The sequence below is a fragment of the Chloroflexus sp. genome (assembly GCF_034434295.1).
Taxonomy (GTDB): Bacteria; Chloroflexota; Chloroflexia; order Chloroflexales; family Chloroflexaceae; genus Chloroflexus.
Genome location: NZ_DAOTZQ010000026.1, coordinates 23456 through 36445, shown reverse-complemented (window position 1 = coordinate 36445; position 12990 = coordinate 23456). Strand labels below are relative to the sequence as shown.

The following is a 12990-nucleotide window of genomic DNA, read 5'->3' as shown; positions in this document are numbered from 1 at the left end:
AAAGACATATCAGCATAAGGACTCTGCCGGTGGATCAGACAACGACCTTGATCTGGATATCGCTATTTGCGCTGGGCATGTTTCACGGCATAAACCCTGCGATGGGCTGGTTGTTTGCCGTCGGGCTGGGATTACAAGAACAGCGTTTGCAGGCTGTGCTGTACGCCTTCGGCCCGATTGCACTCGGTCATGCGGCGGCAATTGGCGTGGCAGCGATTGTCGTTGCCCTTCTGGGACAAACACTACCTACCGACCTATTGCTCGTGTTGACCGGAGTAGCGCTCCTGTTGTTCAGCGGATGGCGGCTGCTAGTACGTTTTCGCCATCCACGAACCCGTTTTCGGGCCAATTGGTGGCAGCTCGTCTCGTGGTCGTTCCTGATGGCAACGGCCCATGGTGCCGGCCTGATGGTCGCACCATTGCTGGCAATGATGACACCAACCTCGCATGCGCTACACGCCGGTCACGCTCATCATAGTCCGGCCCTGAGCGAGTCGCTGGGAGTAGCCTTGCTGGCGACCGGTGTTCATACTACCGGCATGTTTCTTGCCATGGTTGCGGCGGCACTGGTCGTGTACTGGATCATGGGGCTTGAAGTACTGCGCCGGGCCTGGATCAATACCGATGTAATCTGGATTGCCGTTCTCACCATTACCGGTAGCATCACACTGGGGTGGGGATTGTGGGAAATATGGCTGGCGTAGGAGCACGCCTGGATGGTGTCGGCGGGTTGAAGAGTCGGCGGGTTAAAACCCTGCCTCAATGCGTCAAAGCCCCTGCGGTGCTGACCTGGCGGCAGAGGGTGGGTGCCGGGCGTGCCGTTGCTTAGAACTTATTTCATAAAAGCCGTGCTGTCGTGATCCCAGACAGCCGCACGGACGCATGAACGCTTGCCAATCACCAACAACAGCGAAGCCTGCTCCCAGGCTACCGGTATGGTAGTGACGAGGGCTTGAAGACCATCTTCGATGCCATCTCGCGCTGGATTGGTTGCCTTGCCCGCTCGTCAGGCGCGTGGCATGCGGTATGGAGTGCGACAGTATGGATGCCGCACCAGCCGTGCTTCGTGTCGGGTGCGTGTCACGCTGTTGACCCTGCTGGTCACGGGGATGTCATTATCCACCACAGAGGCACGGAGAATACCTGAGGATGGTCATAACCCGAGTTGCCACCTTAAGGCATGAAGTAGCGCGTCCATAGGCACCGGCTGCTACCCCATGGTTCAGACAGTTACGCTGCACGGCGCTATGCGCAGCATCGTGCTGTTCATCCTGGCAGTCAGACTCCGTGGCTTGCTCACAGCATAGGTGAGAACTTGGGTTAAGATACAATGCATGACACGCGGGGCAATGCCCACCCTTCCACACCTATGCGTTCTCCCCTCTTTCTCATGATACGTAGCGTCAGGTTACGGATCACCAACACTTACAGAACATCCGTGTATATCCGCCAGACCCGCGTCCATCCGTATCCTGTCACGATAACCACAAATACTTAGTGGTGCAGAGCGTCAGGTTACATATCACCAACCCTTCCAGAACATCCGCGTGTATCCGCCAGACCCGCGTCCATCCGTGTCCCGTTCTGTCACTTGACGAATCAACACCCCATGCTCTGCCCACAACCTGGCCCATCCCGTGTATACTAATGCCGACTGCTACGAGTACTCGGATCATTCGGGTAAGATGCGATGATGAATAACAACTTCTTTTCTTTTCAGTACCACGCCCTCAAGCCACTGGCCCAATGGGGGCTTGGGAGCGTCATCGGCGGTGCGATTCTGGTGCTCATTCCCGGTTTCTGGCGGCACTTTGGGCTTCAGGCCATAGGCTGGGGTGCTGTTGACTGGCTGTTGGCTATAGCCGGGCGCCGACAGGCACTGCTCAAGGCCGAAGACCTCGCGCTCGGTGATATTGATGAAAACGAAGCCCACACCGCTGCCGAACGGTTACGAAATATCTTGCTGATCAATGCCGGTCTCGACCTCCTCTACATCGGGAGTGGTCTGTGGCTCATCCGGCAGGCAGGTGAACGCACCGACCGTCGGGGTATGGGGGCCGGCATTCTGGTTCAAGGTCTCTTTCTCTTGCTCTTCGATAGCATCCTTGCCGCCGAAATCCAACGGCGCTGGATTCCACCATCACCATGATTAACCAACGTATCTTTTCACTGTTACAATGCCCAACCTGCCGGGTACGTCCGTTGGTGGTTGAAGCCAACGGGGTACGTTGCCCGCGCTGTCAGACGCTCTACCCGTTTTGCGATGGCTATATCGACTTGATGCCACGAGGGGCAGAGTTCGATTACGTATCAAAGTATGTCAGCGACGGAGAGCAACTGGCTGCCGAGCTGGACTACCGGGAACTGGCGCCACCTCTGCTGGCCGCTGGTGTGCGTGATCGCACACTGCGCCGACTGATGCGCTGGCAGAAGAACGATATTGTGCTCGATAACGGGTGTGGCACAGCCAAACATGCGGTCTGGAACGCGAGGTATGTCGGGTTGATGGTTGGTTCCGATCCGGCCACACTCTTCGCCGATGAGGCGGTGCATACCGTCACCCTGGCGAAGGCCGACTCGCGACTGTTACCGTTCGCCGATAACAGTTTCGATAAGGTGTTTGCGATTGACATTCTCGAACACTTTCCGTTACCAGTCATCGATACTTATCTGGCTGAAACGGCCCGTGTGCTACGTCCGGGTGGGCGGATGCTGGCCTTCTCGAATACCCGCGAACGATCACCGATCCAACCGCTGATTGATGTTAGTCGTTATCTGGGTCGCCTCTTCGTCAAAGCAGGTGTGTACGACTTCGAGCGCGAGAAGCTCCGCAAGTCAGACCATATCAAAGCCCTGGAGACCTGGGAAGATGTGCTGGCGGCGTTTGAACGTGCCGGCCTGCGACCTGTAAAGGTCATCTTCTGGAATAGCCTGTTCACGACCTTTGTTGAACACGTCTTGATGAAGCTGGGAGAGGCACTGATCGGGCGGAGTCGGGGCCGTTCGGCGTCTGAAGCGATCCCCACCCGAGTCAGCGCTGGTGCAGCGCGTGAAATTCGGGCACGCCAGCGTATGCGCAGTCGGCTACGCAAGAAGGGGCCGGTCTATTATGCATTGCTGGCCGTAACGCTCTTGATGGAACTCGACCTCTGGCTGTTTGGCTGGATGCGGTGTGGTAGTTATTTCATTCTGGTTGAAAAGCCACGCTCATGATTGACTATCGCGTACTCTCGCCAGCAGAATTCGAGCAATTCTGGGCACTCGATAGCTATGCGTTCGCCCGCCAGTATCATCGTGGTCGCTATACCCCGGCGGTCATTGCCCAACTGCGCGGTCTGTTTGTTGATGGCGAACCTGTCGCGCAGTTGCAGATCATGCCGTTTCAGATGCAGGCCGGATACGGAGAGCTGGCGGTTGGCGCAATTGGCAGTGTAGCGACATGGCCGCAACATCGCCGACGAGGCTACGCTGAACAATTGCTGCGCCACGCTTGTGCTGAACTGCGCGAACGCGGGGCTGTGCTGGCGCTTCTCTATCCCTTCCGTCACACCTTCTACCAGCGCCTGGGCTGGGCACTGACCGGTGAACGCCGGCTGGTTCAGGCGTCGCCTGATCATCTGCAATCGTTTGCTGCCGCCCCCGGTACATACGTTGCCGCAACCGCTGCCCATATCGCTGAACTCGATACTATCTACCGCGGCGCTCTGCGTGGACGGTATGGCCCCCTGGTACGCGATCACGACTGGTGGCAGGTGGATGTGCTGCACACCTGGAGCGGTGATCCGTACCACGCCTTCATCTGGCGTGACGAACAGGGACGTGGCCGTTCATACCTGATCTATCGTCTTGAACGGAACGAGCAGGGTGATCGGCTGGTGTGTCGAGACATTGTGGCCCTCGATCCGGTCGCCCGCGCCCAGCTCTTTGTCTTCATCGCCCGGCATGCCGATCAGATTGTGGCGGCTGAGATACCAACGCCTATTGATGCACCATTGAATGCGCTGCTGCCGGCACCAGCCCCTACATCTGTTATCCCACTCTTCATGCAGCGCGTACTCGATGTCACACGTCTGTTGAGCGACTATCCCTTCGCACCGGTTGGCAACGGGCGTCTAACCATCCAGATCAGCGATGACTGGCTGCCCGACAATGCCGGACGCTATCAGATCGCGTGGGATAATGGCCGGGCAGAGGTCACCCGACTTGGAGCAGGCGAGGCCGATCTTGCCTGTACCGCTGCCACCCTCAGCCAGCTTCTTAGCCGCTATCTCCGTCCACGCACAGCGGCTGCTTTCGGTCTCCTCGCCGCACCGAACCGGCAGGCATTGACACTGCTCAAACAGGCACTCGATGGCTTGCCACCATTCTGCGGCGACTACTGGTGAACTGTGTCAATCTGAAATAGCGCCATGGTGCGCACGAGTTGAGAATTGTCAATATGTTACGACCTCTCTACATCTCGCCATTGGGCCGGGGTGGTGTCGATTTCGGCATTCAGAACATCACCCGTGCCACCCGTCGCGCCGGCCTGGCCTCTGAACTGCTACGGCTGCCTGAGCTGTACAATTTTCTCCCGATGTTCATCCCCAATACATTGCCTGCCGATGTCGTGCGACGGTTTGATGTCATTCAGGGGCGATCCCGTATCGCTTTCAGTTTGCGCGGATACGACCTGCCGGTGGTAACCACCGTGCATCACCTGACCACCGATCCCGAGCTACAACCGTACAGTTCATTTGCCCAGCGCCTCTTCTACCGCCTGATCGAGTCGCGCTACGACGGGCTTTCCATCGCCTACGCCGACGCAGTGGTGTGCGTCAGTCGTTTTACCCAACGCATGGTCGAAGCAACCTATGGCCGTCGTGATACCGTGCTCATCTACGATGGCATTGACACCGATGTCTTTGTACCACCGCCGGGTATGCAGCGCCGCGATGACGGTCTGCCACCGGCAAATGGCCGGATTCGTCTGCTCTTTGTCGGCAATCGTACCCGTCGCAAGGGTTTTGATCTGCTGCCACGGATCATGGATCGGCTGCCTGAAGACTATATACTGTATTACACCGGCGGCTTTCAGGGGCGCGATAGCGGGCCGCCACATCCCCGCATGATCCCAATCGGTTCACCGGATCGGGATGGCCTGGTGGCAGCCTACCAGAGCTGCGATATTCTGCTCTTTCCATCGCGGCTAGAGGGTTTTGGGATTGCACCGGCAGAAGCGCTGGCCTGTGGGCGCCCGGTCGTCACCACTAACATCGCTGCCCTGCCCGAAGTGGTTGACGATGGCGAGAATGGGTTTCTAGTCGCCCGTGATGATGTGGCCGGTTATGCCGAAAAGGTACAGCTTCTCGGTGAAGATGCTGCCCTGCGTCGCCGCTTTGGCGAGCATGGCCGGGCGAAGGTCGTCACTCATTTCGGCTACCGTCCGCTCGGCGAGGGTTTTCGGCAGTTGTACGAGCGGTTGCGCGGCAAGGGGTAGAATGCGGACATCACCAGATGCCAGCCGGCTACCATTGTCATCCGGAGATGGCGCCATCATGGCGCACCGGCATTGGTAGGGGAGCACGGCCGTGCGCCCCTGGCGGGCACGGCCAGGGCGATCCCTGCAGGCCCGTGACACGACTGATGTATCATACCGGCTACTGGGTGACTTATGGGTGATGCATAACACGCTGCAGGGGAGGGGAGAACGTTGTATGAACTCATATTTTCGTCTGTTCCTAAACCTGCCGGAGGCGGGAGAATGCCGGTGCCGAATGTCTCCCGCTGGCGAACGCCGGTTCGGGATGGCGACACCTTGCAAGACGAAGGCACCGTGCGCTGATGCAGGCAGGGAGCGAGCCGGAGGCTCGCGCTCCCAGGGAATACCAGTGCTTGTCCACCACGATGGAGCACTCAAAGGCACAGCTTGAGGGTGACGGTAGATAGCAACCAATAATGTGAAACCAGACTTGACATCACACCTGATCTACACCTCACTCAGCTCCCCACTCTTTTATCTTCCACCTCCTCTCCCTCCGGCACCGGCTCAGTCGTAGAATGCGCCGCCATAACCTGCGCCCCGGTAGACGGCCCGGCAAAGGGGCGGCGATGGTTCAGGTAGAGAAGAAATGCACACAGCACAATTGCCGTCACACTTACCAGTTGCGCAACCCGAATACTCCCCTCACAGTCACCACCGATCCCATTGGCACACAGGCTATCAATACGTAAACCTTCAATCCAGAACCGTCCGCTCGAATAGATGATACCGTACAAGAACAGGAGATCACCCGGATTCAACCGACGCCGTTCAGGTGGTGCCAAACGACCAAACCGCCGGTCGAGCCAGAGCAGAACTCCCACCCCGACCAGATTCCAGACCGACTCGTACAGAAAGGTAGGATGAAAGAGGGTTGTAATCGGGTATGTAGACAGATCGTTGTAGGGCGGTAAGCGATATTCTGGATCGATCCGCAACCCGAAGGGCAGATCTGTTGGTCGTCCATACGCTTCCTGGTTGAAGAAGTTTCCCCAGCGTCCAATGCTTTGCGCCAGTAGAAAACCGGGCACACAGACATCGAGCCAGTCCCAGTAGGGCAATTTAGCGTAGCGCGTGTAGATCACGGTTGAGAGTAATGCACCGATAATCGCGCCGTGAATGGCGATCCCGCCAGTTGTCAGGTTCAGCGCACTCCACGGATCTGGTGCGAAACGTTCCCACTCAAATACCACATAATAAATGCGCGCTCCCGCGATGCCAAGGATCAACCCCAGCATCAACTGGTTCCAGACATGGTCGGGATGGTAGCCACGGGCAACGGCACGGCGCGAAGCCAGCATCGCCGCGATCAGAGCACCGGTCATGATGATCGCGCCGTACCAGCGCACCACAATCGGAATGCCAAACAGGGTAAAACTAATCAGAAACGGATCGTCAGGCGGATAGAGAACCATACTACACTCTGCTTCCTCTCAGGTTGAATTACATTCCAGAGCAGGTATAACATACACCCGGCTGCACGTCGGGTTGATAAAAAGAGCAATATCCACCGCTAAGGGTGGCTTTCCAGCAGCAAGACACCTCCTGCCTACACGTTACAGCGACGCGGCGTAACGCACAGCATTGCGAAAAATCTGCAACCCATCGCCCTCGCGCCGGGCCGGTTCGCGTGTCCAGCGTGGATGCTGATGGGGCAACACAGCATTTTCGGGATGCGGCATCAATCCCAGTACATTCCCCTGGGCATTACACAAACCGGCAATCGCGTGTGGTGATCCGTTCGGATTCGCCGGATACCCCTCGCCAACATAGCGGAGTGCTACCAGGCCATTCGCTTCCAGTTCGGCCAGGGTTGCTTCGTCCCGAACAGCGATACGTCCTTCACCGTGGGCAACCGGCACTTCAATGGGCTGCTCGATACCTTGCGTAAACCGGCAGCGACTATTCGCCACTGCTGCGAGCTGCACCCAGCGACACTCAAACTGCTGCGATTCGTTTGTGGTCAGGGTTACCCGCGATGGCTGCCGCAGCGGACCGGGCAATAAACCGGCTTTCACCAACACCTGAAAGCCGTTACAGATCCCAATGACGGGCCGGCCATCGGCAACAAAGCGTTCGAGTTCTTCGCCCAGACGATGGATCAAATCAACTGCCAGCAATCGACCGGCACCCAGATGATCGCCATACGAGAAACCACCTGGAATAACCAGCATTGCATAGTCGGTCAATCGAATTGAGCGCTCGATCAACCGATTGACGTGAATTCGTTCAGGCTGTGCACCGGCCAGCTCGCAGGCCAGTGCCGCATCTGCATCCCGATTAATACCGGGGGCACGGAGAATGAGTGCTTTCAGTTCCACCGAAACTCCATCTCTACCTCACCGATCTTGATCCGATCACCGGCTTGCAGAAGCTGCGGCACATTGGGCAAAATTTGCTTACCGTTAATCTCCGTCCCATTGGTGCTCTTCTGATCGGTGAGAATATAATGATCGCCACGTCGTTCGATAATTGCATGCAGGCGGGAAGCAATCCCACGGTCGTGTTCTGCCAGATCGATTTCGGGAAAATGGGCCCGTCGCGGATCACGGCGTCCGATCCGGATCGGCGAACGATCTAGCACCACTTCCCAGGTTCGATAGGGAGAGCGTAGAATCAGACGCGCCGGTGGGTTACGCGGTGATGGCTCTACCATTACGTCTTTGCCAGACAAAGGTGTACCACAACCGGCACAAAACCGTGCCTGCGGTTTGTTCAGGCGACCACATTGATCACAAACCACTCCCACGCCCTCGCCTGCACCGGGTAACGTTGATGCAGGTGAGGGCACAACAGGTGGTGGCGGCACCGGCTTTGGGGGCGGCAGCGGCTGCATCCGCAGCGTTGGATCAACGTATGGCGTCTTCAAGCACTTATGCAGTACCTGCTCCATGTCGAGACAACTGGCAAAGCGTTTCGCGCGCTCCAGACTCATTGCACGAATAATTATCGCCTCTGTTTCCGGTGTGACCGAGCGATTGATCCTGATGATCTCTCCCCGCCGGGGAGGTTGCAACGGCACCGGTGGTATGGCCGTCAACAGATGCAGCATCGTCGCGCCAAGGGCATAAACATCTGAAGCGGCATCGGTTTGCCCACGACCGTATTGCTCAGGTGGGGCATAACCGGCTGAGCCCATCGCAATCGTGTCTTTCGTCTTGCCGACTTTATGCCGGCGTGCCACCCCAAAATCGATCAACTTCAACACACCATCCGGCGTCAGAATCACATTTGCCGGTTTCAGATCGCGGTAGATAATCGGTGGCTGTCGCGTATGCAAATAGTGCAGCACACGACAAAGCTGAATCCCATACGCGATGACCTGCTGTTCAAGCATGGGGGCATTCGCTTCACGGAGGATGGCTTCCAGCGTCTTACCGGGAACGAACTCCATAATCATCGTTGGCCGACCTTCGTAGGCAAAGAGGTCGATCACAATCGGTAAGTTGGGGAAGGATAGCGAGCGTAGGAGTTCAGCCTCTTGCAAAAAAAGCTGTTGGGTTTCAGCCAGCTCTTCATCACTGATGTCGCCAAGCGGCCGCATCTCTTTCAAGGCCCAGATACTGCCGTCACTCATCCGCCGGACCCGGTACACTGCTCCCATCCCTCCACGACCGATAAGGTTGAGCACCGTGTACGCATCATTCGTTCCCTGCACGGTCAGATTGTCTGGAAGTCGATCAGGTATCAGCATAGCGAATTACCGTAGCTATTGTTTCTAGCCAATTATACCACTAGCGCAGACCCCTGGTCTCCCTCCTCCCGCTCAGCAACGATAGCCGACCCGTCTCCTGGCCCGTTGGCAGAGCACAGCTCAGGCCATGCTATCACGCGCTGGATGGGGTGCCTTATCCGCCTGGCATGCGTGTGGCGCAGGGTTTGGCGTGCGGCAGCCATGCTGCCGCGCCAACCATGCTCACGATATGGTGCGGATCACGTCGTTGATCCGGCTGGTCACGCGGATGCCGGGCGCGATCGTCGCAACCATAGGAATCGGGTAGCAATGAATGAGATACCTTCATAGTAGATGTTTTTTGAAATAGGTTCTAGTATACCGCCCATATCAAATCTTAATCGATTATGGATTCCGTAGGGGCGGGTTCAGAACCCGCCCCTAAAGACGATACTTTCGTCTATTCGCATTGCCGTACAAAGGGATGCGGCGAATAAGGGGTTGCCAAAGGGATACATCTTAGATCGCGTGCTAGTTTTGACATTATGCGCTGATGTCTCTGCACCATAAATAAAGCGAGACGTTGCTATGCAACGTCTCTCCACTGGAGGAAGGGGTCACCGGTTCGGTAAAGCCTAGCGGGCCTCACCAGCGGTGACACCCATACGCTTACTACTACCCATGGGCATCACCTCCTTCACGCCTGACCGGCAATACAATGTGCTAATACCGACATAGGTACTATACCCAAGGTTTATGTGAAAGTCAAGGGTCGAAGCGCAGAAGTTTGTGGCGAGTTTCAGATACGTGCAAAAAAGATGGTATAGTAACGCCGGTATCGACGTACAGAACCACAATTGTATATGGCGCAAAAAAAGCAATTCTATCTTGTGGTACGTGGCCGAAATCCCGGTCTCTATCAGCAGTGGTCAGGTGAGAATGGTGCATCTACTCAGGTAACCGGCTTTCCCGGCGCACTCTACAAAGGTTTTTCAACCATAGCCGCCGCTCACGAGTGGGTAAGATCGTTGCCTACGACCGAACAGACGCTGGCACTCCAATTGCTCGCCGACTACGAGCATGCACCACACGCTGAAGCCGAACCGGATCAGAACACGCAACAGTCATTGTTACGACCGGCAACATCCCCCGACGCTCCTTCTTCCTCCACAAACGAGATTGTGATGATGTACACCGACGGTAGTGCCCTCGGCAATCCTGGGCCGGGCGGTTACGGCGTTGTGCTGCACTACAATGGTCGATACAAGGAACTCACCGGTGGCTTTCGGCTCACGACCAACAACCGTATGGAGTTAATGGCCTGTATTGTCGGGCTGCGTGCGCTTAAGCGACCGGTGTCGGTACGCCTGTACAGCGACTCGCGCTACGTCGTTGATGCTTTCCGCAAAGGCTGGATACACCGCTGGCAGGCACAAAACTGGATGCGCAGCGAGACCGAACCGGTAAAAAATGCCGACCTCTGGGCGGAGTTACTCTTGCTGTGTGAGGGTCATCAGGTTGAGTTTGTCTGGGTGCCCGGTCATCAGGGCGTACCTGACAATGAGCGTTGTCACGAGCTAGCGATCGCTGCCGCTGCTCGCCCAGACCTGCCACCAGATGTTGCCTTTGAGATGCAGTGGAATCGAACGTGAGCGCAATGATACTGGTGTAGACGCGAGCGCTATCGGTACATCTACACCGCATCTATGCGCACGAGCGGCATACCCGCTTCATATGCTCATGGTTCTACAGCTCTAAGACACTATCAAGTCCCCGATGCAGACCAACCAGCTTCCCCACGCGCCGGATAGCCAGCAGTGCTCCGGCGACGTAGGGTTCGGCACTGGCACCGGCATCATGGCGAATGCTCAGCCGCTGGTCGGGCATGCCAAAGATGATTTCCAGCCCGATTGTGTAGCCCGGTAGACGCACCGAATGCACTTGCATGCCGTTTAGGCGGGCACCACGGGTTGCAGGAATACCCTGGGTTTGCTCAAGCGGTACGCTCAGGTGCGACGAGCGAATCTGCCCCAGCCTGGCAGCCAGTTCACGCGCTGTCCCGCTCGGTGCGTCCGGTTTGCTATCGCGGGCGTAATCGATGATCTCCCACTGTTCGATGTAGCGGGCAGCAATGCTGGCAAACCGTTGCAGCAAGACGGCAGTCAAGGCAAAGTTGCCTGCTGCCAGCACGCCCCGTTGCTGCGCTGTTGCCATTGCATCAATCTCGCGATAATCGTCATCACTCAGCCCTGAAGTGCCAATCACCACGTGACATCCGTATTGCAGGGCGGTCAAGACATTGACTTTCGCAACATCAGGACGGGTATACTCGAAAAAGACATCACACGGCTGCGTCAATGCTTCAGCAGCGGTCGCGTAGACAGGACACGTCAGTCGTGGTTCACTCAACACATCGGCCAGTAACTGGCCGGCAGCGCGGCGGCTTATCGCGGCACTCAGCACAATATCGTCAGTTTGCGCAATCGCACGGGCAAGTGCCGAACCGGCCCATCCGGTCGCACCCGCCAGACACACCCGAATTGTCATAGACACCTCGCCCATCGCTCATAACGTCACCACTCACCGGCGTAGATCGTCTGAAAAGGAACAACGTCTTGCGCCAGACAGGCCCAGTGCAGCTCGACCAACTGACGGAGATGCAGCAGATCGTGGGCTACCCAGGCTGCCAGCAAATCGCCCGCACGGATAACACCAAATGGTGCAGTGTAGGTTGCGTTCCAGTCAGGTTGTTGCAGGCTAAGCAACCATTGGATCGACTCGGCACGAGCTGTAAGGAAGCGCTCCAGGGTCGTAGTAAGATCGCCTTCGTTGTAGCGATGAGCTGTCACCCAACCCTCTGGATCAATCGGTGGCCAGCGTTCTCCTGGACGGTGGAGTGTGTAGTCGAGGCGCACCCGAAAATCATACTGCTCCTCATCGGCCAGATGACCAATCACTTCGAGCATCGACCACATTGCAGGTTGCGGTTTCCAACGCGCCTGTGCGAGCGATACCCCTGCAAGCAATGCCTGTATCCGTCTGGCATTATCACTGAGTTTCCGCGTCAGCACCGCCACATCCACCGCAGTCTCCTTTCCGGTCGGCTTCAGTGCGCCTCGCTCCGCTGATACAGGCGCGTTCGATCACACACCGTGATTTGCCCGCGACTGCTGCTAATAAGCCCCTCCTCATTGAAGTCGGCCAGGATGCGACTGACGACTTCGCGCGACGTGCCTAGCTCGGCAGCAATTTGCTGATGGGTGAGATTGAGTGTAGGCGGATCGCCAACAGCCTGCCGCAGCAGAAATGCAGCCAGACGCACATCAACCCGCCGGAAGGCGATCTCGTCAATGATCGCCATTACCGATGCCAGCCGCCTTGAAAGCAGTTGAAAGACATAGTCACGCCAGGCGCTGTAGCGCTCGATCCAATCGCGAAAGGTTGCCTGACCAACGAGAAAGGCGGTTACCTCACGTTCAACCACAGCGATTGCCGGGAACTGATGGTTACTCAAGACACAACTGGTAGTGAGAATGCAGCTCTCACCACGACCAAACCGATAGAGCGTAATCTCCCGTCCGGTTTCGCCAATTTTGAACACCCGAATCTGACCATCGGCAAGAATCGCAAAAAAGCTACACTCATCGCCTTCGGCAAAAACGGTTGCACCGCTTGCGATACGCATGAGTGTCGCCTGCATAGCAAAATCGCGGGCAATAGCAGTAGATGGATCGCGCAAGAAGTCTAACAGATCGCCTGCCAGACGCATTTCGTGCGGTTGCAACATTGTTGCTCT

At 56.9% G+C, this 12990-nt stretch carries 12 protein-coding genes; 6 read left to right on the top strand and 6 right to left on the bottom strand.

All coding sequences use genetic code 11. The features are described 5' to 3' along the window. Positions 1-29: 29 nt before the first annotated feature. The 5 genes from VAE57_RS04525 (at position 30) to VAE57_RS04505 (ending at position 5479) form a co-directional block, all read left to right on the top strand. Positions 30-704: a hypothetical protein gene (locus VAE57_RS04525; RefSeq protein ID WP_322820710.1), complete on the top strand. Its 675-nt coding sequence runs from the start codon at positions 30-32 to the stop codon at positions 702-704. 989 nt (positions 705-1693) lie between these two features. Next, positions 1694-2149 (top strand): DUF6992 family protein, encoded by a 456-nt coding sequence (locus VAE57_RS04520; RefSeq protein WP_322820709.1) that lies wholly within the window; start codon positions 1694-1696, stop codon positions 2147-2149. Continuing rightward, a complete protein-coding gene (locus tag VAE57_RS04515; RefSeq protein ID WP_322820708.1) occupies positions 2146-3213 on the top strand; it encodes a class I SAM-dependent methyltransferase in 1068 nt (355 codons plus the stop codon). Before VAE57_RS04520 ends, VAE57_RS04515 begins: the two co-directional genes overlap by 4 nt. Further along, positions 3210-4385 (top strand): GNAT family N-acetyltransferase, encoded by a 1176-nt coding sequence (eis, locus tag VAE57_RS04510; protein WP_322820707.1) that lies wholly within the window; start codon positions 3210-3212, stop codon positions 4383-4385. The genes VAE57_RS04515 and eis overlap by 4 nt, the downstream gene beginning before the upstream one ends. 53 nt (positions 4386-4438) lie before the next feature. After that, positions 4439-5479 carry a glycosyltransferase family 4 protein gene (locus VAE57_RS04505; protein WP_322820706.1) on the top strand — a complete coding sequence of 347 codons (1041 nt, stop codon included), beginning with the start codon at positions 4439-4441 and terminating at the stop codon, positions 5477-5479. A gap of 500 nt (positions 5480-5979) precedes the next feature. Here VAE57_RS04505 and lgt read toward each other — a convergent pair whose 3' ends face one another. The 3 genes from lgt to VAE57_RS04490 all read right to left on the bottom strand — a co-directional run bounded on the left by lgt (position 5980) and on the right by VAE57_RS04490 (position 9215). Then, positions 5980-6936, bottom strand: a complete 957-nt coding sequence (gene lgt / locus VAE57_RS04500; RefSeq protein WP_322820705.1) for a prolipoprotein diacylglyceryl transferase — start codon at positions 6934-6936, stop codon at positions 5980-5982. 141 nt (positions 6937-7077) lie between these two features. Then, entirely contained in the window at positions 7078-7842 is a 765-nt protein-coding gene (gene purQ, locus VAE57_RS04495; protein ID WP_322820704.1) for a phosphoribosylformylglycinamidine synthase I, read from the bottom strand. Continuing rightward, entirely contained in the window at positions 7833-9215 is a 1383-nt protein-coding gene (locus tag VAE57_RS04490) for a protein kinase domain-containing protein (protein WP_322820703.1), read from the bottom strand. Before VAE57_RS04490 ends, purQ begins: the two co-directional genes overlap by 10 nt. Positions 9216-10057: 842 nt before the next feature. Here VAE57_RS04490 and rnhA point away from each other — a divergent pair. Continuing rightward, positions 10058-10846, top strand: coding sequence for a ribonuclease HI (gene rnhA, locus VAE57_RS04485; protein WP_322820702.1), 789 nt, complete (start codon positions 10058-10060; stop codon positions 10844-10846). A gap of 94 nt (positions 10847-10940) precedes the next feature. Here rnhA and dapB read toward each other — a convergent pair whose 3' ends face one another. The 3 genes from dapB to VAE57_RS04470 are packed head-to-tail and all read right to left on the bottom strand — an operon-like array spanning position 10941 to position 12981. After that, a complete protein-coding gene (gene dapB, locus VAE57_RS04480) occupies positions 10941-11741 on the bottom strand; it encodes a 4-hydroxy-tetrahydrodipicolinate reductase (RefSeq protein WP_322820701.1) in 801 nt (266 codons plus the stop codon). 26 nt (positions 11742-11767) lie between these two features. Continuing rightward, the gene (locus tag VAE57_RS04475; protein WP_322820700.1) at positions 11768-12277 is read right to left on the bottom strand and encodes a DinB family protein; all 510 of its coding nucleotides are present in this window, start codon (positions 12275-12277) and stop codon (positions 11768-11770) included. Positions 12278-12300: 23 nt separating this feature from the next. Next, positions 12301-12981 (bottom strand): Crp/Fnr family transcriptional regulator, encoded by a 681-nt coding sequence (locus tag VAE57_RS04470; protein ID WP_322820699.1) that lies wholly within the window; start codon positions 12979-12981, stop codon positions 12301-12303. Positions 12982-12990 lie beyond the last annotated feature (9 nt).

What these genes read in the sequence shown, in the direction of transcription:
- VAE57_RS04520 (WP_322820709.1), top strand. Translation starts at nt 1,694, where the DNA reads ATGAATAACAACTTCTTTTCTTTTCAGTACCACGCCCTCAAGCCACTG.
- VAE57_RS04505 (WP_322820706.1), top strand. Translation starts at nt 4,439, where the DNA reads ATGTTACGACCTCTCTACATCTCGCCATTGGGCCGGGGTGGTGTCGAT.
- eis (WP_322820707.1), top strand. Translation starts at nt 3,210, where the DNA reads ATGATTGACTATCGCGTACTCTCGCCAGCAGAATTCGAGCAATTCTGG.
- VAE57_RS04490 (WP_322820703.1), bottom strand. Translation starts at nt 9,215, where the DNA reads ATGCTGATACCTGATCGACTTCCAGACAATCTGACCGTGCAGGGAACG.
- VAE57_RS04470 (WP_322820699.1), bottom strand. Translation starts at nt 12,981, where the DNA reads ATGTTGCAACCGCACGAAATGCGTCTGGCAGGCGATCTGTTAGACTTC.
- VAE57_RS04515 (WP_322820708.1), top strand. Translation starts at nt 2,146, where the DNA reads ATGATTAACCAACGTATCTTTTCACTGTTACAATGCCCAACCTGCCGG.
- rnhA (WP_322820702.1), top strand. Translation starts at nt 10,058, where the DNA reads ATGGCGCAAAAAAAGCAATTCTATCTTGTGGTACGTGGCCGAAATCCC.
- lgt (WP_322820705.1), bottom strand. Translation starts at nt 6,936, where the DNA reads ATGGTTCTCTATCCGCCTGACGATCCGTTTCTGATTAGTTTTACCCTG.
- dapB (WP_322820701.1), bottom strand. Translation starts at nt 11,741, where the DNA reads ATGACAATTCGGGTGTGTCTGGCGGGTGCGACCGGATGGGCCGGTTCG.